The organism is Acetatifactor sp., from assembly GCF_982438285.1.
This window is the reverse complement of sequence record NZ_CEWDFQ010000013.1, coordinates 1-19,523: the sequence shown is the minus strand read 5'-3', so window position 1 is coordinate 19,523 and position 19,523 is coordinate 1. Positions and strand designations below refer to the sequence as shown.

Here is a 19,523-nt window from a genome sequence, read left to right as displayed (position 1 = left end):
CAACTGGTTGCTGTCTGTCATATCTCCAAGTATTCCAAGCTCTGAAAGCTTATCCCTCACCGCAAGGGTAATTCTCAGGTTGATCTCCTTTTCCAGAATACCGCCGCAGGAGCACCCCTCATCCTCTCCTCCGTGCCCGGCGTCCAGGACAATGACAATCTCTTCGTTTCTTTTTTCTTCGTCCTCTTTCTTCGCTTCGTTCTTCTCCTGTCCGCCCTGTACATCTCCACCTGACACAGCGTTCATGGATACGGAAGAGACGGGCTGTGACTGGAGAAATAAAGGCTCTCCTGCCCTTGTTTCCCTTTCAGATGCCATGAGGGTGATACAGCCCATGCCCAAAAGCAAAAGAGCTGCTGCCACTCCTCTCAAAATCTGATTTCTTCTCTTCTCTCTTCTTTTCCTTCTCCTCGCATATCCTCTTTTGTGCATGATGGGCCTTCCTTTCTTTTCCGTCAGCCGCAAGCGCATACACGCTTTGTCGCTTCTATAAGAAAAGCTTACAGGCAAGGCTCATCAAAACTTCATAATTTTTGCATAAAATTAGCATCATTTATCTGGAGATTTTCAAAAACAATTCATCGATGCCCTCATAAAATCCTACGGTCACCACTGTATTTCCCTCTTCCATACCGGGAAACCGATATTTTTCAAAATAAGGAGTGGTCTCTGACAGCGGATTTATAGGCTCGTATTTTTCAAGCCCGGACAGCCCCAGGTATTCACTCCACTGTTTTACCATGTCCTGGGGTGCAAAATCCTCCCACTCTCCCTGGGTTCTCACATAAAACTCATATATTTTTCCAGTATCGGCATCCAAATAGACGTCCAGCAGACGGTTTGCCTTGTCGGCATTCTGCTGGCTGGTGGAAAGACTCACCTTCCACACGGACATATTATTTCGAGGCTCCAGCACATCGATCGCAGAGTACAAAACGGCAGTGTAAGAACCTGCGCTCACCTCCTTTACCTCCGCAGGCACAACCCCAAGCTCCTTTAACTGCTCTAGCTCCTCGTTGCAGATGTCAAATATTTCTCCGTCTGTGATCTCCTTCTCCGTGGGCCCCTGTCTGTTTACCACCAGAGCATAGGTTCCTGTAATCTCCTCATAATCCACCCCCTCCTCCTGGGTTCTTGTCATGGCGCTGAGTTCACTTTCCGGCAGCACCCGGTTGTTCAGGCATTTGGAGAGAATATACAGCTTTTCATTGCTGCTTAGGGAATAGCGGTAGCCCTCGCTCTCTCCCTCCACCGCCTGGGTGGTAATCCGGTTTAAGGTATGAGCATCCTTATATCTGGCAAGAAACTCCGGCCCCCAAATAGAAAGCGCCACCACCAAAGCAGCCGCTCCCGCAGCGACAGCGTTTACAACCTTACTGCGCATTTTCTCTCACCTCCCCGTATGGCAGCACAAAGCTCATCAGACTTCCCTCCCCCGGCCTGCTCTCAATGGAAAGGGCGCTTTTGTGGATTTTCAAAATTTCCGCGCAGAGCGCAAGCCCGAGGCCCGCTCCGTTTCTGCTTCTGGCTCTGGATTTGTCCACCATATAAAAGGCCTCCGTAATCTTTTGCTGTTCCTCCTTGGGAATCCCCACTCCATAATCCCGCACCGAAAACCGATAGCCCTCCTCCAGCCGCTCTCCCTTCACCTCTATTCTCCCACCGGGAGACGACGCCTTACAGGCATTGTCTGTGAGATTTAACAACACTGTTTTTAGCAGATTCACCTCACCCATAAGATTGGTCTCCTCATAGGAGAAGAAAAACTGCACTCTGTCGTTTTCCGCATACATTTCCTGCAGATATCGAAAGAGCACCGACACCTCCAGCTTCTGCATGGGAATATCGAAGCGCCTGGCCACAATCAGATCAAGAAGCCTGAGAGACATGGCCTCCAGGCGCTTTCCCTCAGTATAAATATAGTTGGCCGACAGAAAATGCTTTTCCTCGTCCAGCTTTCTGGAACGAAGCAGATCGGCATAGCCGATAATTGCCGTGAGCGGTGTTTTCAGCTCATGGGAAAATGCTGCGATAAAATCCTCCCTGGCCCGGACCTCGTTCTCCAGCTTGTGGATATTTTCCTCCAGTGCAGCCGCCATCGTATTAAAATCCTGGGTCAGCTGTCCCATTTCGTCATTACTGATCACCTCAGCCCGGGAATCATAGTCCCCCGCTGTCATTTTTCTGGCAGCTTTGGTCAACAGGCGGATAGGCCTTGTAAGCCAGGCAGACACAAAAAACATGGCCACTGAGCCGCATGCCAGCATAAGGAGCGTAAGCCTTCTGTACACCGAAAAGCCCTGTGCCCGCTCCTCAAACACCCCCGTCACATCCTTCATGGTCTCCAGATACAAAATGCGGTCCATGGCGTTCAGCACCGTGCCCGTCTGCACATAATAGCGTCCGTTTCTTGAAATCACCTGATAATTCTTTGCCTGCTCTTCCATCTGGCTTAAGAAATCCGTTTCCTCCACAAATCCCTCGCTGGCATACAGAGTTCTTTTTTCTTCGTCTGAAATGCGAAGCAGTCTGCTGGTTCCCTGCCCCCCTGTCTCCAGATTGGAACCGATCTGCTCAATGGTCTTATCCTGCAGCACATCATATTTTGAAGGAATGTTCAAGGCCGCCGTCTCAAAGGCAAACTGCAGAATACTGCTTTCATCCAGGGCCTGCCCTACTTCCCTTTCCATGGAGGTGTCAAACACATAATTCACAAAAAAGTAGCCGCCCATCCCAAAGGCTGCAGCCAGAATAATAATGGTACTCAGCAATATTTTATACGAAAACTTCATCCTGCCTCCTTACTGCCCATGCCATCCACCCAGTCATTGAATCTCCAGCCGGTACCCTACCTTGTAAACTGCAACCAGATTCTTTTCCCAGCCCATTTTTCTGCGCAGCCTCTGCACATGAAGCTCCAGGGTCCGGCTGTCCGCAAAATATTCCCCCTCCCAGACCTTCTCGTAAAGGGTTTCCTTAAAGAGAGCCACATTTTTATTTCGCATAAACAGCACCAAAAGTCCGTATTCCTTGTTTGTGAGCACCACCGGCTGTCCGGCCTTCATCACCTTGCGGGCCTCCACATCCACAGTCACATCCCCCGCCCGCAAAATCCGCTGCGTCTTATGAAACCTGCGCAGGACCACCTCAACTCTGGCCGCCAGCTCTACCACATCAAAGGGCTTTACCAGGTAATCCTCCGCCCCCAGCTTCAGCCCCTTTACCTTATCCCGCACCTCATGCCTGGCAGTGATAAAAATAACAGGAATCTTAAGGGGGCTTATGTATTCCATAATGTCGTAGCCATCCGCCCCCGGCAGCATGATATCCAGCAGAATCAAGTCAAAGCTTTCCCTCTCGATCAGGTCAATGGCCTGCAGTCCGTCCTGTACGGATTTACACTGATACCCCGCAGCCGACAGATTGATATCTATCAAATCACAAATTGCCTTTTCATCGTCCACGATTAAAATCTTGATCATTCCTCTACTCCCCATCCCCAGTATTCTCTTATTTTCTTTACAAGCTCTTCCAGGGTATCCTCTTCCGTGCACTGGTAATAAGAGGAGAAACCCGTATCTATGTCAAAGCCTCCTGTTCTCTGATAATAAATGGCGCAGTCGCTTTCCACCACCAGCTCTCCCGAAGGTCCTTCATAGCTGTACCGGGCCAGCACAACTAAATCCTTCATGCCGTCCCCGTCCATATCTCTTCCTGTCATGCCCTTTAAGGAATAGAGATTGTCATAATCTCCCATAGGCTGAAAGCTCCACACGATATAGCCCTGTTCGTTTATGAGATAAATCATAAAAATATCATACTCGGAAATGCGAAACACCCCAGGCACCACTTGCAGACGGCCCAGCTTTTCAAAATTTCTGGTATAGCACTGCTCTTCTATGATCTTAAAACCCTGGTCAAGCAGCTCCTTTTGGGTGACGGCCGTATAGAGAAATTCTGTGGAATTGCCGTCACGCACAAAGGAAATGATACAATTTGCGCTCTTATTCATGCCGAAACGGTTTATCTTGTCCGAGATTCTATAATCTCTGTAAAAGGTTTCCTCTCCCTGAAACAGCACATCCCCCACTTTATAGGGCTTCCCAGCATACTCCCCCGTATCGTTGACGCATTTTGTGATCAGGATGATATCCGTCCTTCCGTCCCGGTTCACATCCGCAAAGGAAACCGCCGCCAGCTGCCTTGTGGGCTGCTCCATCGCTCCCCTGACCCGGTTGTTGGTTTCCAGACTGTTGCACTTATAGACAATCCTCCCGTCCTCATCCGCCAAGAACAGGGCCAGCCTGTGATATTTCTCCTCCATTGCAGGCACAAAGCTAAGCTCCTTCTCCCCGAAGGACTCCAAAACAACAGAAAAAATATGATCCTCAATCAGCGTAAAGCCCTCTTTCTCTATATCCGGGAGGAATGCAATCCTTTCAAAGCGTCCCTGATACTCCTCATACAGAGCGATCGTCTCCTCCACCTCCGGTGCAGACTGTGCCTGCACTGCACCTCCATGTGCCGCACAAAGAAAAAGACACACTGCACACAACATTATTTTCCGAAGCCCTTTCCAAAATTTCTTCACCCTCACACCTCCAAAAAAAGACCCGTCCACCAAAATTATCCGGTGAACGGGTCTGAAATGTCAAGTACTTTTATGCTCATTGTAAAAGATCATAGATTTCCCATGGACCAGACCTCTCTTCCCTGTCCGTCCAGTCCCTTCATGGCAAACTGACAGGTATCCAGCTGGGCATCCAGTAACGCCTGATACCCTTCCCGTCTCCACACAAACCTAAGACGGCTCCCCTTCTGGTGCAGCTCCAGCTTCCCATCAAAGCCAAAGGCCGGAAAAGTATTTCGAAACCGCAGCATGGAAAGCTGCTGCCGCACTGCCCAGTGCCCCATTCTCTCCCGAATCTGTTCTTTGGTCAGATTGGTGCGGTTGATCTCCTTATGGCCTCCGGGCCCCGCTTTTTCCATGGCTTCATAGTCATTGGTGCCCAAAAAAAGATCAAGATACCAAATCTGAGGCTTTCCCGGCATAAACAGCTGCAGCGCCCTGGCCAGCAGCAGCCGGTTCTCGTCCTCTCCCAGAGCGCTGTAATAGGCCGCATTTACCTGATAGTAAGCATTTTTCTGTCCGTGGAGGTTTTTCACAAAACCACCCCGCTTCACCACCGTCTCAATCAGCCTCTCTATTCTCTCCTGGGGTATAAGCCCCTTCAAATCCAGAAGGGGAATCCCGTCATGGCATCCCAGCATATTTACCGTGCGTATCCTTTTTTCATATAATTCCAGGGCCCATCCGGCAAGGCTTTCTCCGTTCTTTTCCTCCAGCGCGTCTATAATCAGCCCCGGCAGGAAAAAATCATATACCATATACCCCTTCTGGGCCACCAGCTGGTATATTTTTTCTTCATAGCCTGCATGGATTTCAGGCAGCAGCGTCAGGTTCCAAGGACTAGCAAGCTTTTTGATCCCTTCCAAAAGCGTCCAGGTTCCCGGATCGTTTAAAAAGTTTTTCTCCCCGGGCTCCTTGGAGGCATACGCAAAGGCATCCAGCCGGACAATCTTCGCTCCATATCCCGCCAGAGTTTTCAGGGTATCCCCGTAATACTCCCATACAAGAGGGGATTTTATATTCAAATCCATCTGCCCCAGATAGGTTCTTTTGCTCTCCAGAAAGTCCACAGCCCTTTGTTTATACTCCTCCAGTCTCCCAAAGGCTGTCTCCGAAGGCTTTTCGCCCTTCTCTATGGCCCCATTCAGCAGGTCTGCCAGAGCTGCCGCCACGGGGTACTGCAGATTCAGAGCCCGCATCAGCTCCTGTTCCTCTATCCGGGGATAACGAATCTCCTGATAAAAGGTATTCCAGTAGGGCACCTTTTTCCCATCCGGCATTCTGACCATCAAAATGGGAAGTCCCTCCTTGCGGAAAAACATATTCTCGATCAGCTGCGGATAAGGCTGCATATAGCCGTCCTCCGTCATCTCCCCACAGCCTTCCCAAAACCGATTCCAGTCGATGAAAAAATCCTTATAAACAGAATTTCCCCCCTTCTGCAGAAGATCCTGAAACTGCAAAGACAGTACAGAGGCATGGTTCAGCACAAAATCAAGTTTCAGGTCAAGCCCAAGCCTCTCCAGTCTGCATAAATCTTCCCTGGACGCCAGCAGCTCATTAATTCCATAATCAATCACAGAAAAGCCTCTGTCCAGATCGCTGTTATAAACACTGGGAAGAATGTAAAAGGATTGAAAAACATCCTTCATCTCCTCCCTTTCCAGCAGACCTGCAATATCAGACAGCGTTCCGCCCATGCTGTCAGGATAGGCGTTCAGCATGGGGCCGTTGTCAACATATTTTCTCACTGTTTTCCTCCTTCTCTGGAAAGAATGAATTCCGCCCTGGAAACCTGGCTGTCCAAAAGCTCCTGCTCAAGCTCCAGCACCATGGCGGTAAAGGGACTGTCCGTATTTTCGTCCCTGTTTCTGGCCGTTCTGCCTGCCAGAGTCTCCTGGGGCGTGCCTGTTATAAAAATGGGAATGTCCACTCCCTTAAGTCTTTCATTGTTCCCGTGGGTCCATTCCAGAATCAATATCCGGGTATCGGAAAAATCTACCATATCATACCACAAATCCCCCGGCTCTCTTCCCATACGTTTCAGCCAGATGCCCCTCTCTCCCCTCTGAAACGCTTCTAAAATGTGGGAAATTTCTTCAAAATCAATTTCCCGTTCCGTCCCAAGGTATCCCTTCAGCGCCCTCCGGCCTCCCTCTTCATAGGCTGCAAGCCAGGGATGCTCTTCCAAAAGACCGGAGTCGGCATCCTTTCCCTCCTTCTGCCATTCTCGCAGCAGCTCTGACCGCCGAGGTGTATACTCTCCCTCTTGTATCAGGGCACGGATGCCGTATTCCTGAAACAGATGCAGTCTCTCCCCATCGTTAAAAAAGGGCTGCCTTCTGGGATAATTGTCCCCGGAGATCACATAGCTTTTAAGCCCGATCCGTCCAAAATACCACGCAAGCAGCGATGCAGTTCCCGTCTTTCCGGTTCCCGACCCTCCGTATACAGAAAGCACCGCCTTTCCGGAAGCCCTCTGCAAAAGAGGCCCCACACTCTTTAGAAGCTTCGGAAACAGCTCATTCACGTTCTGAATCTGGGCTTTACAGACGGATGTTTTGTCTCCCGGCATATCCCCCTGAGGAATATCCTTTGGCACGTCCGGCGCCGTCCATAAAGCCGGATTTTCCAGATATTCCTCCGGCTGGGACGTCTTTTCGTTTTCCAATTCTTTCATGCCGGCCTCCTTCTGTTTTTGCTGTAATAGTCCTATCACATAAGCCTTCCCTCTATTCTCATAAGCACTTCTGCTATTTTGAGAATTGGGATACAGATTCCCTTTCAATCAGCTTTACGGGCAGAACCACCTTCGAGGGTATGGTTTCCTTGTTTGCTTTTTTGATAATCATGTCCACCGCGTATTCACACATTTCCTCAACAGGCTGATGGATTGTGGTGAGGGCAGGGTGGGTAAGTCTTGCAATGTTTACATCATTAAAGCCAACCAGGCTGATATCCCCGGGAATCCGCTTGCCCAGCTTCGCGCACACCCGCAGAATCTGCGCCGCCATCACATCGCTGGTTGCAAAAATACCGTCAATTCCAGGATTACCCTGGAGTCTTTCCAAAATATGATCCTCATCATAAAATTCGTTGTATTCTTTTTTGTTGACACAGACTACCTGCCCCTGAACTCCCTGTTCCGAGCATTCTTTCAGAAAGCCGTCCGTGCGCAGGTCTGCAGGAAGGCTTTCTCTGGAAGCTCTTGTGAAAATTGCCACCTGCCTGCACCCCGCATTCAGCAGGCACTCTGCCGCCAGTCTGCCTCCCTGGAAATTATCGCACTGTACCGATGAGATATCCTTTGCAATTTCCCTCTCAAAGGTCACTATGGGAAATTTTGTTTCCAGTCCTGTCCCAAAATCGCCCCGTCTGGTACACAGTATAATGCCTCCCACCCTGTTTGACCGCAGAAGGTCAATATACTCCAGTTCCTTTTGACGCTGATCCTGAGAGACACATACCATCACTTTGTATCCCTGCAAAGAGGCATAATGCTCAAACCAGTGCAGCGCCTTACAGAAAAACGGATGCTCCGCAGAAGGCAGAATCACTCCGATACAGTTTGTCTGCTGCTTTGACAAAGACCTGGCCACCTCATTGGGTCTGTAATCCAGCTCCTCCATGGCATGATATACCTTTGATTTGGTAAGCTCACTGATATATCCCCTGTTGTTAAGCACTCTGGATACAGTGGTGACAGTCACTCCCGCTTTTGCGGCAACATCCTTGATTGTCGGCATACATTTCCCTCTTTTTCTATATTTCTAATTTCATTCCATCATAAGCCAATACAAATCCGTCCTTTTTAATTATCTGCTGATATTCCTCCGGTGTCAAGCCGCACATGTGCGAAAAATGGTTCAAAAAGTAACGTGTGTTTTTATGCACGGCACCCATATCCTCCAGCTGCCTTCTAAATTCCAGATTCTCCTGAAAGCCCATATGCCCATCCCCCGGCAGCGTCCCTCTGGCGGAATCCATGCTGACCACATCAAAACAAAATTGGCTTTTTTTCAGGAATTCCAAAGTTTCCAAGGGTACCGCCCCGGTATCGTTGGCATACAGAAAGCTCCCCCTTTCATCCTGTATGGCATAAATCAGGCATTCCTCATCCTTTTTGTGGTCTGCCTTCAGCGCAGTAATCTTCAAGGAATCAACCTGTATGCTGTCAAAGGCATGAATCTCTTGGTAGTGCATCCTTTCCCCATTTGCATTGGGTATCCGGGACAATTCTTCCTTTATCACCAGATGCACCGTTTCATTTCCATAAATGTAAAAGGTGCGTTCCTGGGGCTTCAGGCAGACGGAAGCCATGTCCCGCAGCCGAAGGGAAATGGCAAAGGTATTCAAATGATCCCCGTGAGAATGTGTCATGATTAAATGTCTGATTTTTGACAAATCAATATTTTCTCTCAGGCTCTGCCAATATATATCCGGGGAAATATCCAAAAGTACTTTGTCATTGATCAATGCGCAGCATCTTGTCTTGATATTTTTTCCCCCAAGCTTCCTTGCTCTGGCGCAGGCGCCGCACTGGCAAAACAGTCCAGGAAACCCTTCTGAGGCCCCTGTTCCCAAATATGTGATCTTCATATATACCAACCCCTTTAACCTTTCACTGCGCCTGATGTCATGGATGAAATAAAATGCTTCTGGCAGATCAGAAAAACAGCAAGCACTGGAACCACCATCAGAGTGGAAAAAGCAAACACCTGTCCCCAGTCCGTATATAAGTCGGACTGCAGGGTGGTCAGCGCGAGGGGAAGGGTTCTGTATGTGCTGTCCCTGGTAACCAGAGTAGGCCACAGCAGATCTCCCCAGGCGCGGATAAAGGACAAAATAGCCACAGTTGCAAGAATCGGTTTGGACAAAGGAAGCATGATCTTATAAAAAATCTTGGGATAGCTTGCGCCGTCCAAAATGGCCGCCTCCTGCAGCTCCATGGGAAGTCCCTTAAAGTGGTTGTAATACAGATACATATACATGGGATAAGCAATTTTAGGCAGTGCCAACCCCCAATAAGTATTTAAGATTCCCAGTGCATTGGTGACCATAAACTGATTAATGACAATAGATTCCGTGGGAATAATGCTGAGCGCTACGATCACGGATATTACTGCTCTTCTTCCCCGGAAACGCAGCATTCCCAGCGCATATCCCACAAACCCGTTGACGATCACAGAGCAGACCACCACCATCAGGGTGACTACCGCCGAATTTTTAAAATATCTGAAAAAATTAACCTTATAGATTACATTCTCATAATTTTCAAGGCTCATCTGCCCATGGGGCAGAAACGCATAAATGTTTGACATATCCGACTCAATCTGGGCATAGGGCTTTAAGGAGGACATAAACAAAAACAGAATCGGCGCAATAAAGACAAATGCCACAAAAACATAAAGAAGATAAAAGCCTGTCTTCATCAGAATCCGCTTGCGCTTTGACATGGCGTTATTCATATTCGTCCTCCTTCGTCAGTTTATTCTGAATCAGGGATATTGCCAGCACCAGCAGGAAGAACACAACGGAAATTGCAGAAGAATATCCGATCTGGCCGTTGATAAATCCCGCCTTATACAGCTGGAATACAACCGTTGTAGTGGCGTCTGAGGGGCCGCCGTTAGTCAGCACATATACCTGCGTAAACACCTTCAGAGAGCTGATCAGCACCGAAATCATCACATAAACCAGTGTGTTTTTCAGCCCTGGCACCGTGATATGGATAAATTTATTCCAGGCATTGCATCCGTCCACCTGTCCCGCCTCATACAAATCCTCAGAGATATACTGGAGCCCTCCTAGAATAATCAGCATCTGCATTCCCAGGGTCTGCCAGATGTACATAACGGCAATGCAGGCCAGCGCCCGGTCTGCATCCTGAAGCCACCTCTGGGGTTCGATGCCCAAAAGCCCTATCACAGAATTTAAAAGTCCGTCCGCTCTGGGCGAAAAAATGAACGACCACACCACCGCAACAACTGTCATCGTCACCACCTGCGGGCTGAAATAAATCAGCCGAAACAGCTTTACCCCTTTCAGCTTCTGGTTTACCAGCACGGCCAGAACCGTGCCGATCACCAGAGTCGACGGCACTACAATCAGTGCGTAGACAAACGTATTTTTGATAGAGGTAAAGGTGGTTGCGTTGGTAAATACCTTAATATAATTGCTAAGTCCCGTAAACCCTGTTTCCGTCCCCGCTTTTGGGATCAGCAGTCTGTCAGTAAAAGAATAGTATACCGACATTCCAAAGGGCAGAATGATAAAAACAGACGCCAGTATCATAGCCGGAAGGCAAAAATACACTGCGGCTCTTGTCTGCCCCTTCTGCAGGGTGAAATTTTTCTTTCTTTTCCCTACCGACTTGCTCATATAGCCATCCTTTCCTGTTTTTGAGATACCGTCAGTTATTCCAGCCATTCTCCATTATGATCTCATCCACATATTCCGCTGCGCTGTGCAGTTCCTCCTCTGCGTCAGCTCCCGCATAAATGTCCGATATCACCGTGGTCACCGCGTCATAAATAGTCATATGCGCGCAGGTGTAAGGTCTCATAAAGGAGATCCCCGCTTCCAGCTGTTCTCTATACAGATAAAGCTTTCCGCCTTCCTGATATTCCTCAATGGCATCCATTGCAGACAGACGGGCAGGGATAGCGCCGTTTACTTCAACCACCATGGTGATATATTCCGGGCTCACCGCCTTTTCCAAAACAGCCCATGCGGCATCATCAACACCTTTTTCCTGCGCCCCTGTTGTCATCACCATGACTGTGGAGCCTGAGCAGGTGTAAACACCGTTCCCCATATCCGGAAGGGGAACCAGAATCAGGTTATCCTCTCCTACTCCTGCACTGTAATCCTGATATTTGGAATGTCCATACAAAGCCAGGGCATTTTCTCCCTTGGGGAAGGAATCATCGTAATCGCAGTTAGGGTCACAGTATCCCATTTCAAACAGCCAGGAAAGATATTCAAAGGCCTGGATCGTCTCTTCACTGTCCAATGTGCCTGTGCAAAGTCCTGTCTCCCTGTTCATGTAATCGCCCCCAAAGCTTGCCACAAAGGGCATCCAGGTATAGTATTCCGTGGAGGGCTTATTCTGCCTTACATACAGAGGGTATTCAACGCCGGATTCCTTTAATTTGGCCAAGGCATCCTCGAATTCTTCCTTATCCCAGGCATCCGTATAGCTCTCCGGGATTCTCACGCCTGCATTTTCAAGCATTTCCTTATTTGCCCAGAATGCCAAGCCCGATTCAAACTGCGCCACTGATATAATGGAATCATTATAGGTGCATTCCGACAAAACGCTGGGCAGGAAATCATCCGTAATCTCTGTGCTGATATAGTCATCCAGCTCTGCGATCAGGCCAGCCTCGTAATAATTAGGGATAAAGAGATAATCAATGATAACCGCATCCGGCATATCCCCCGCGATCTGGGAGGTCTTCATCTTGCTGTCAACCTCATCCTGTGCATAATACTCATCCACAATGGTAACGCCCAGCTCCGCTTCAATGGAGTCAAACATCTCCCTGTATATATCATCCTCTGCGCCGGAGCTGATCCATACCGTAATCTCTTTCCCTTCATAGGAGACTTCCCCAGGAGCCCCGGCACTCTCCTCCTGAGATTGTACCGTACTGTTTTCCGCAGAGGCAGCCGGACTTGTATTTTCTTCCCCTTTACTTCCACACGCCGTGAGGCACAGCGTCATTGCACCCGCCAAAACAAGAGACATCACTTTTTTCATCTTTGACCTTTTCATTCCTTTTCCTCCAATATTATATTAAGCGAATGACATACAAATACAAAATATGTAACCGGTATTTTTATTTTGTATTTGTATAGAAGTAACAGACAAATCAATAAATAATAGGTGATTTTTGCTAATTAATTCACAGCATTTTTTATTCATTTGTCTGTTTTTTATAATACTACTATCTTTTTAATATGTCAACCGTTTATCATATTTTTATTGGTTTATTTAAAAGAAAAAAGAGCCAGAATGCAAGGGTATCTGACTCTTTTCGTTCCTTTATAAAAATCCTATTGTATTTATCTCTCCATATCAATGACAATATGACGAGGCTGTCCCGTGATCATCACCGGCGTAAGCTCCGCCTGGATCAGGGGCCGTATGTAATTTACAAGCTGCTGGCTTACATTGGTGCCATCCTCCGTAATCCACTCCAGGGGCACCTTTTTCTCAATATTGGCAACCTTATGTACATCATACAGATCTGTGGTACAGATATAAGGGTCATTGGACACACGCTTTAAAATTACCATCTTTCCGGTTTCTCCCTCAAAGGCTGCTTTCACCGCAGAGCCGCCCACCTGGTAGGCCTCCGTGATATCCACCCGGGAGGTCAGATGGCCCGCACATCTTTGCAGCGTGGAAAGCTCTATGGCCCTGGACTTGCACCCAAATTTTTCACTCACAAGAGAGGCCAGATATCTTGCCGTGCCGCTCAGCTGCTTATGTCCAAAGGAGTCCACATACTCCGTATGGTCTGTAAGCTCAAACACATATTTTCCATCCGCAGTCTTAACACCCTCCGACACTGCAATCACCACAGACTTTTTCTTCTGCAGAAGCTTCCCTACCCGCTCTACAAACAAATCTACATCAAAGGGCAGCTCCGGCAGATAAATCATATCCACGCCCTCGCAGTCCTCGCTGGCCGCAAGAGCCGCGGCTCCGGTAAGCCATCCCGCATTTCTTCCCATGATCTCAATTACGGTCACATTCTGAATGTCGTACACTAATCCGTCCCGGATCAGCTCCTTTGTCACGGAAGCAATGTATTTGGCTGCGCTTCCGAAACCGGGCGTATGATCCGTAGCCGCAAGGTCGTTATCTATGGTCTTTGGCACACCGATAAAGCAAATGGGGCTGCTGATCAATATAGCGTAGTCAGACAGCTTTTTTATGGTATCCATAGAGTCGTTTCCACCGATGTAGAAAAACGCCGATATCTCATATTCATCCAAAATTTCAAAAATTTTATCAAAAAGCTCTCTGTTGTCCTTGATATCCGGAAGCTTATAACGGCAGGAGCCCAAAAACGCAGAGGGCGTTCTTTTCAAAAGCTCCAAATCAAGGTCTGTGCGTATCTTCTCTCCCAAATCCACAATGTTCTTTTCCAGAAAGCCCTGAATGCCGTGCCGCATTCCATATACCTTCTCTGCCCCCAGATCCATGGCCGTTTTATACACCCCCGCCAGACTGGAATTGATTACAGCGGTGGGTCCGCCGGACTGTCCCACAATTACGTTTTTTGCCATATGCGCCTCCATCATTATTTTTTATTCTATTCCTGATTGCTTTCTTATATTGTGATACTTTTAACAGAACCTTTTCATTCAAAGAACCCATAGACCGTTTGCTTTGGTCCATGGGTTCTTTCGTGTTCTTCCTTATTTTACAAGACGGACGGTCTCTCTTGCGATGGCAAGCTCTTCATTTGTGGGAACAGCCAGCACTGTTGTTGTGCTGTCGGAGGTGGAAATAACCACCTCTTCACCCTTCTTTTGATTTGCCTCTTCGTCAAGGGTTACCCCCAGATAGCCAAGATAGCCGCAAACCAGGGTGCGCACCAGAGGACCGTTTTCTCCAATGCCTGCCGTAAAGCAGATCGCATCCACGCCGTTCATTGCCGCTGCATAAGCGCCAATATATTTTGCCACTCGATAGCAGTAGGTTTTTAATGTCCGGATTGCGTTGGGATCATTTTTTTCGTACCCAGCCTCCAAATCTCTGAAGTCCGAGGAAAGATTATCGGAAAGTCCCAGCACACCCGATTTTTTGTTGAGCACAGACATGATCTCATCGATGTTCTTACCCTCTTTATGCGCAAGGAATTCGATGATAGCTGGATCGATATCACCGCAGCGGGTTCCCATGATCAGTCCCTCCAGAGGAGTCAGTCCCATGGAGGTATCCACACACTTTCCGTTTTTCACTGCGGATACGCTGGCTCCGTTGCCCAGATGGCATACAATAATCTTTAAATCTTCATATTTTCTGCCCAGAAGCTCAGCCGCTCTCTTGGAGACATAGGAATGACTGGTTCCATGGAAGCCGTATCTTCTGATTTTATAGTTCTTATAATATTCATAGGGAAGTCCATACATATAAGCCTCTTCCGGCATAGTCTGATGAAAGGCCGTATCAAACACGCCCACCATCGGCGTACCGGGCATCAGCTTTTTGCAGGCGTTAATGCCGATCAGATTTGCAGGATTATGAAGCGGCGCCAGATCATTGCACTCTTCGATGGCCGCCAGCACCTCATCCGTAATAATGGTGGATTCAGCAAATTTTTCTCCTCCGTGCACAATGCGGTGGCCCACCGCTCCAATCTCGTTCAGGCTCTTTACCACCCCGGTTTTTTCATTGGTCAAAGCCTCCAGCACCAGGCGGATAGCCTCTGTATGATCCGGCATGGGAGTCACAGTTTTTTCCTTCTCCCCGCCTGCAGGAGCATATGTAATCATGCTGCCTTCAATGCCGATTCTTTCGCAAAGACCCTTGGCAATACACTGCTCCGTCTCGGAATTAATCATCTGAAATTTCAAAGAGGAGCTGCCGCAGTTGATAACTAAAATATTCATGTCTTTCCTTTACTTCCTTTCCTTCTTTGCGCTCACAAAGCTTTCTATATTTTACAGACCGGATACCATCTCTGCAGCCTTACACCAGCTGTGCCTGAACGGAAGTCAGCGCCACAACGCCCACGATATCCTGCCAGGAGCATCCTCTGGAGAGATCGTTTACGGGCTTTGCGATTCCCTGGAGCATGGGGCCGTATGCTTCCGCACCTCCCAGCCTCTGCACCAGCTTGTAGCCGATGTTTCCTGCATCCAGGTTGGGGAAAATCAATACGTTGGCCCTTCCTCCCACAGGACTTCCAGGTGCCTTGGATTTTGCAACGCCGGGTACCAGTGCAGCGTCCAGCTGCAGCTCTCCATCCAGGGTCAGATGAGGATACTGCTCATGGGCAATCTGGGTAGCCTCCACTACCTTGTCCACCAGGGCATGCTTTGCACTTCCCTTTGTAGAATGGCTCAGCATTGCGATCACAGGCTTTGGTCCTACCAGAGACTTAAAGCTTCTGGAAGAGGATTCCGCAATGGCCGCAAGCTCTTCTGCAGTAGGGTCCTGATTCAGACCACAGTCCGCAAAGATAAAGGTTCCATCCTCGCCCTGATCCTTAAACTGGGTATCCATAACGAAAAATGCAGAGACAAGCTTTACGCCGGGAGCCGTCTTGAGAATCTGAAGAGCGGGTCTCAGTGTGTCTGCCGTGGAGTGACATGCCCCTGCCACCATGCCGTCCGCATCGTTTGCCTTTACCATCACAATGCCGAAGGTGAGGTAATCATTCAGCAGAATTTCCCTGGCCTTCTCCGGGGTCATTCCCTTTGCCTTTCTGGTTTCGTACAAGAGATTTACATACTCATCCAGCTTAGGCGTAAGCGCAGGATTGACTACCGTAATGCCTGAGAGATCTACTTCCAGCCAGCCGGCGCCATCCATAATCTTTTCCTCATTACCGATCATGATGATATCGGCAATTCCCTCTTCCACAATTTTAGCCGCAGCCAGCAGAGTCCTCTTATCATTGGATTCCGGCAGCACAATTGTTTTCTTGTCGAGCCTTGCTCTTTCTTTAATTTTGTCAATATATGACATATACCCTTGCTCCTTTCCGACTATTCGTCCGCTTTCCTTTCTGTTATGGTTATTTTTTCCTTAACAAACTGAGATATTTATATTATACTAAATAGTAGGACAAGATACAAGGCATAATGTGCGGTAAATTGTATATTTTCAGATACAAAACGCTTTGCTTTTTTCATTGTTTTTTATGATAATTTGGGTAATGTAAACGCTTTCACTGTGTGTTATTTTTTTCACATTCTCATTTGATATTTTTTATCGGTTTTACGTTTTTTATGCGGTCACTTTTTGAAAGGAGGAATCTCTATGAAGGTCAACGGTATTATTGCAGAATACAACCCTTTCCATAACGGGCACAAATACCAGCTGGAGGAATCCCGCAGGCAGCTTGGGGCAGATTACACCGTTATCGCAATGAGCGGAAACTTTATGCAGCGCGGCATCCCCGCTCTCCTGGACAAGTACAGACGCGCAGAGATGGCCTTGAAAAACGGAGCCAGTCTGGTACTAGAGATTCCTGCCTACTACGCCGCATCCAGCGCGGAATATTTTGCCACGGGTTCGATTTGCCTTCTGGACAAGCTGGGTGTGGTAGATCACCTCTGCTTTGGAAGTGAATGCGGAGATATTTCTATTTTGAAGCAGATTGCAGACATTCTTCTAAAGGAACCGGAGGAATACGTCCGCTGTCTGAAGCGAAACCTCAGACAGGGCCTTTCCTACCCAAATGCAAGAACCAATGCGCTGATTCAGTATGCTCCCTCCTTAAGCTCCCAAAAGGACGTGCTCTCCTCTCCCAACAATATTCTGGGCATTGAATACTTAAAGGCCCTGTCCCGGCGAAACAGCGCCATTGTGCCCTTTACCACCCTGCGGGCAGGGTCCGATTATCATGACAGACGGCTGGGTGAAAATCAAAGCTCGGCCCTCGCCATCCGTCAGGCCGTATTTTCCCGCCAGGATTTCGATTTTCTGGAAAGCCAGATGCCGGAAAGCGCCTATTTGATCATAAAAGAATATCTGCTCACCAAAAAGCCGGTACATATCAACGACTTTTCCTTTGCCCTGCACTATAAGCTGCTTTCCGAGCGGGAAAACGGCTATGACCGCTTTCTGGACGTGTCCTCCGATCTGTCGGACCGTATCCGCAAAAATTTGTTCCGCTTTGACAGCTTCCGGGGCTTCTGCGATCTGTTAAAAAGCAAGGAGCTCACCTATTCCCGCATCAGCAGGTGTCTGCTCCATATTTTGCTGGATATGGATACTGATACGTTAAATCGCTACAGGGCCATGGACTACATTCCCTATGCCAGAGTTTTAGGCTTCAGAAGGGATGCAGCTCCCCTATTGTCCGCCATCAAGGAAAAAGCCTCCATCCCCCTTGTGACTAAGCTGGCTGATGCCGGCAGACTGCTGGGGACAGAGGCCTATGAAATGCTCAAAAAGGAAACAAACATCAACAATATTTATCAGAGCACCCTGGCGCTGAAATCCAAACGGAGTATGGAAAACGAGTATTCCACTCCCATTGTGATTCTCTGATCGGAAAGCTTTAAAGCAATTTCAGAGATTAATTTTTAAAGCTATGAATCGGGGCGGGAATCCTGCCCCCTCTGCTGATAAAAGCATCACAGGAAAAAGAATTCACAGGCATGATAGGCGCCTATCCTAAAAGCCCTCCAAACTCCACGGTTTCCCCCACACCCTTCCCAATCACGGGAATGATGCGGACAGCCGTGGTTTTTTGATTCACCATGCCGATAGCCATTTCATCTGCGATAATGCCGGAAATGGTGGACGCCTTTGTGTCTCCGGGGATGGCTATCATATCAAGCCCCACCGAGCACACACAGGTCATTGCCTCCAGCTTTTCCAAGGTCAGCGCCCCTGCCTTTACCGCATCGATCATTCCCTGATCCTCACTAACAGGAATAAATGCGCCGCTGAGTCCCCCCACATAGGAGGAAGCCATAACGCCACCTTTTTTTACCTGATCGTTCAAAAGCGCAAGGGCCGCAGTGGTGCCTGGCGCGCCTGCATATTCCAGCCCCATCTCACAGAGAATATCCGCCACACTGTCGCCGATGGCGGGAGTGGGGGCCAGGGACAAATCCACAATGCCAAAGGGAACTTGTAAGCGCTTGGATGCCTCTTTTGCCACAAGCTGCCCCACCCGGGTCACCTTAAAGGCTGTTTTCTTGATGGTCTCACACAAAATCTCAAAGCTTTCTCCCCGCACCTGCTCCAGAGCAGTCTTTACCACTCCAGGGCCGCTTACGCCTACGTTTATCACCTTGTCGCACTCCGTCACGCCATGAAAGGCTCCTGCCATAAAGGGATTGTCATCCGGCGCATTGCAGAACACTACAAGCTTTGCGCAGCCAAGAGAGTCCTCCTCCCTAGTGCATCTGGCAGTCTCTTTGACAATTTCTCCCATGAGCCTTACGGCATCCATATTGATTCCGGTTTTAGTGGAACCCAAATTCACGGAGCTGCATACCCGCTCCGTAGAGGAGAGGGCCAGGGGAATGGAGCGGATCAACAGTTCATCCGCCGGAGTCATACCCTTGCTCACAAGCGCAGAATACCCCCCGATAAAATTTACGCCCACCTCTTTGGCAGCCCTGTCAAGGGTCTGTGCAATCTGTGTAAAATCCTCGGCCGTTTTGCAGGCCGCTCCCCCTACAAGGGCGATGGGCGTTACGGAAATTCTCTTGTTCACAATGGGTATGCCAAATTCTCTTGCAATTTCCTCTCCCACGGCCACCAAATCCTTTGCCGCCTCATAAATCTTACGATATATTTTTTCTTTCAGGGCTTCCAGATCGGAATCCACACAGTCCAAAAGACTGATTCCCAGCGTGATGGTGCGCACGTCGAGATTTTCCTCTTCTATCATTTTGTTGGTTTCCGTCACTTCATATAAATTAATCATTTCTTCCTCGTTTCCTCACTGTTTCTGCACATTCCAGCCTTTGGCCTCAAATGCGGTGCATTTTATCGAAGATTTCTTCCTTCTGGCACTTGATCACCACGCCGATTTCCTCTCCCAGGGTCGAAAGCTCGTCGGCCATTTCCCCAAAGGCCTTTTTCCCCTGGCTGGTATCCACGATCATCATCATATTAAAATATCCCTGTACAATGGTCTGGGAAATATCCAGAATATTGATTCCGTTTTCCGCAAGATAAGTG

The 19,523-nt window shown here is 48.5% G+C and carries 17 protein-coding genes and 1 pseudogene; 1 reads left to right on the top strand and 17 read right to left on the bottom strand.

Annotation, left to right across the window (positions count from 1 at the left end):
* The 15 genes from AC1WIP_RS01440 to pta form a co-directional block, all read right to left on the bottom strand.
* Positions 1 to 432: N-acetylmuramoyl-L-alanine amidase (locus AC1WIP_RS01440; protein ID WP_481140137.1), on the bottom strand; the 432-nt coding region annotated here is incomplete at its 3' end.
* 121 nt (positions 433 to 553) lie between these two features.
* The gene (locus tag AC1WIP_RS01435; protein WP_481140136.1) at positions 554 to 1,384 is read right to left on the bottom strand and encodes a hypothetical protein; all 831 of its coding nucleotides are present in this window, start codon (positions 1,382 to 1,384) and stop codon (positions 554 to 556) included.
* The gene (locus AC1WIP_RS01430) at positions 1,374 to 2,792 is read right to left on the bottom strand and encodes a sensor histidine kinase (RefSeq protein ID WP_481140135.1); all 1,419 of its coding nucleotides are present in this window, start codon (positions 2,790 to 2,792) and stop codon (positions 1,374 to 1,376) included. Before AC1WIP_RS01430 ends, AC1WIP_RS01435 begins: the two co-directional genes overlap by 11 nt.
* A 33-nt stretch (positions 2,793 to 2,825) precedes the next feature.
* Positions 2,826 to 3,482 carry a response regulator transcription factor gene (locus tag AC1WIP_RS01425; RefSeq protein WP_481140134.1) on the bottom strand — a complete coding sequence of 219 codons (657 nt, stop codon included), beginning with the start codon at positions 3,480 to 3,482 and terminating at the stop codon, positions 2,826 to 2,828.
* On the bottom strand, positions 3,479 to 4,591 hold the full coding sequence (locus AC1WIP_RS01420) for a VCBS repeat-containing protein (protein ID WP_481140133.1): 1,113 nt from the start codon (positions 4,589 to 4,591) through the stop codon (positions 3,479 to 3,481). The genes AC1WIP_RS01425 and AC1WIP_RS01420 overlap by 4 nt, the downstream gene beginning before the upstream one ends.
* 89 nt (positions 4,592 to 4,680) lie before the next feature.
* The gene (locus AC1WIP_RS01415; RefSeq protein ID WP_481140138.1) at positions 4,681 to 6,354 is read right to left on the bottom strand and encodes an alpha-amylase family protein; all 1,674 of its coding nucleotides are present in this window, start codon (positions 6,352 to 6,354) and stop codon (positions 4,681 to 4,683) included.
* A gap of 23 nt (positions 6,355 to 6,377) precedes the next feature.
* Entirely contained in the window at positions 6,378 to 7,310 is a 933-nt protein-coding gene (locus AC1WIP_RS01410; protein ID WP_481140132.1) for an adenylylsulfate kinase, read from the bottom strand.
* A 73-nt stretch (positions 7,311 to 7,383) separates the two neighbouring features.
* A complete protein-coding gene (locus AC1WIP_RS01405) occupies positions 7,384 to 8,376 on the bottom strand; it encodes a LacI family DNA-binding transcriptional regulator (RefSeq protein WP_481140131.1) in 993 nt (330 codons plus the stop codon).
* Positions 8,377 to 8,392: 16 nt separating this feature from the next.
* The gene (locus AC1WIP_RS01400; protein WP_481140130.1) at positions 8,393 to 9,229 is read right to left on the bottom strand and encodes an MBL fold metallo-hydrolase; all 837 of its coding nucleotides are present in this window, start codon (positions 9,227 to 9,229) and stop codon (positions 8,393 to 8,395) included.
* A gap of 14 nt (positions 9,230 to 9,243) precedes the next feature.
* A complete protein-coding gene (locus AC1WIP_RS01395; RefSeq protein WP_481140129.1) occupies positions 9,244 to 10,098 on the bottom strand; it encodes a carbohydrate ABC transporter permease in 855 nt (284 codons plus the stop codon).
* On the bottom strand, positions 10,091 to 11,059 hold the full coding sequence (locus AC1WIP_RS01390; protein WP_481140128.1) for a carbohydrate ABC transporter permease: 969 nt from the start codon (positions 11,057 to 11,059) through the stop codon (positions 10,091 to 10,093). The genes AC1WIP_RS01395 and AC1WIP_RS01390 overlap by 8 nt, the downstream gene beginning before the upstream one ends.
* Complete coding sequence (locus tag AC1WIP_RS01385; RefSeq protein ID WP_481140127.1) at positions 11,043 to 12,410, bottom strand: sugar ABC transporter substrate-binding protein; 1,368 nt, start codon at positions 12,408 to 12,410, stop codon at positions 11,043 to 11,045. The genes AC1WIP_RS01390 and AC1WIP_RS01385 overlap by 17 nt, the downstream gene beginning before the upstream one ends.
* Positions 12,411 to 12,700: 290 nt before the next feature.
* Positions 12,701 to 13,933, bottom strand: a complete 1,233-nt coding sequence (locus AC1WIP_RS01380; RefSeq protein ID WP_481140126.1) for a 6-phosphofructokinase — start codon at positions 13,931 to 13,933, stop codon at positions 12,701 to 12,703.
* 132 nt (positions 13,934 to 14,065) lie between these two features.
* Entirely contained in the window at positions 14,066 to 15,262 is a 1,197-nt protein-coding gene (locus AC1WIP_RS01375) for an acetate kinase (RefSeq protein WP_481140125.1), read from the bottom strand.
* 79 nt (positions 15,263 to 15,341) lie between these two features.
* Positions 15,342 to 16,343, bottom strand: a complete 1,002-nt coding sequence (gene pta / locus AC1WIP_RS01370; protein ID WP_318704109.1) for a phosphate acetyltransferase — start codon at positions 16,341 to 16,343, stop codon at positions 15,342 to 15,344.
* Positions 16,344 to 16,637: 294 nt separating this feature from the next.
* Between pta and AC1WIP_RS01365 the strand changes: the two genes are divergently transcribed.
* A complete protein-coding gene (locus tag AC1WIP_RS01365; protein ID WP_481140124.1) occupies positions 16,638 to 17,873 on the top strand; it encodes a nucleotidyltransferase in 1,236 nt (411 codons plus the stop codon).
* A gap of 28 nt (positions 17,874 to 17,901) precedes the next feature.
* On the opposite strand, the pseudogene AC1WIP_RS01360 reads toward AC1WIP_RS01365, so the two are convergent.
* Both AC1WIP_RS01360 and AC1WIP_RS01355 read right to left on the bottom strand, forming a co-directional pair.
* Positions 17,902 to 19,266, bottom strand: a pseudogene (locus AC1WIP_RS01360) (DUF711 family protein).
* A gap of 46 nt (positions 19,267 to 19,312) precedes the next feature.
* Positions 19,313 to 19,523, bottom strand: a 211-nt coding sequence (locus AC1WIP_RS01355; protein WP_481140123.1) for an ACT domain-containing protein, incomplete at its 5' end; no start/stop codon positions are given.

Coding starts and splice junctions, on each gene's coding strand:
- AC1WIP_RS01430 (WP_481140135.1), bottom strand. CDS start 2,792: ATGAAGTTTTCGTATAAAATATTGCTGAGTACCATTATTATTCTGGCT.
- AC1WIP_RS01365 (WP_481140124.1), top strand. CDS start 16,638: ATGAAGGTCAACGGTATTATTGCAGAATACAACCCTTTCCATAACGGG.
- AC1WIP_RS01390 (WP_481140128.1), bottom strand. CDS start 11,059: ATGGCTGGAATAACTGACGGTATCTCAAAAACAGGAAAGGATGGCTAT.
- AC1WIP_RS01380 (WP_481140126.1), bottom strand. CDS start 13,933: ATGGCAAAAAACGTAATTGTGGGACAGTCCGGCGGACCCACCGCTGTA.
- AC1WIP_RS01385 (WP_481140127.1), bottom strand. CDS start 12,410: ATGAAAAGGTCAAAGATGAAAAAAGTGATGTCTCTTGTTTTGGCGGGT.
- AC1WIP_RS01435 (WP_481140136.1), bottom strand. CDS start 1,384: ATGCGCAGTAAGGTTGTAAACGCTGTCGCTGCGGGAGCGGCTGCTTTG.
- pta (WP_318704109.1), bottom strand. CDS start 16,343: ATGTCATATATTGACAAAATTAAAGAAAGAGCAAGGCTCGACAAGAAA.
- AC1WIP_RS01410 (WP_481140132.1), bottom strand. CDS start 7,310: ATGAAAGAATTGGAAAACGAAAAGACGTCCCAGCCGGAGGAATATCTG.
- AC1WIP_RS01400 (WP_481140130.1), bottom strand. CDS start 9,229: ATGAAGATCACATATTTGGGAACAGGGGCCTCAGAAGGGTTTCCTGGA.
- AC1WIP_RS01415 (WP_481140138.1), bottom strand. CDS start 6,354: ATGCTGAACGCCTATCCTGACAGCATGGGCGGAACGCTGTCTGATATT.
- AC1WIP_RS01405 (WP_481140131.1), bottom strand. CDS start 8,376: ATGCCGACAATCAAGGATGTTGCCGCAAAAGCGGGAGTGACTGTCACC.
- AC1WIP_RS01425 (WP_481140134.1), bottom strand. CDS start 3,482: ATGATCAAGATTTTAATCGTGGACGATGAAAAGGCAATTTGTGATTTG.
- AC1WIP_RS01375 (WP_481140125.1), bottom strand. CDS start 15,262: ATGAATATTTTAGTTATCAACTGCGGCAGCTCCTCTTTGAAATTTCAG.
- AC1WIP_RS01395 (WP_481140129.1), bottom strand. CDS start 10,098: ATGAATAACGCCATGTCAAAGCGCAAGCGGATTCTGATGAAGACAGGC.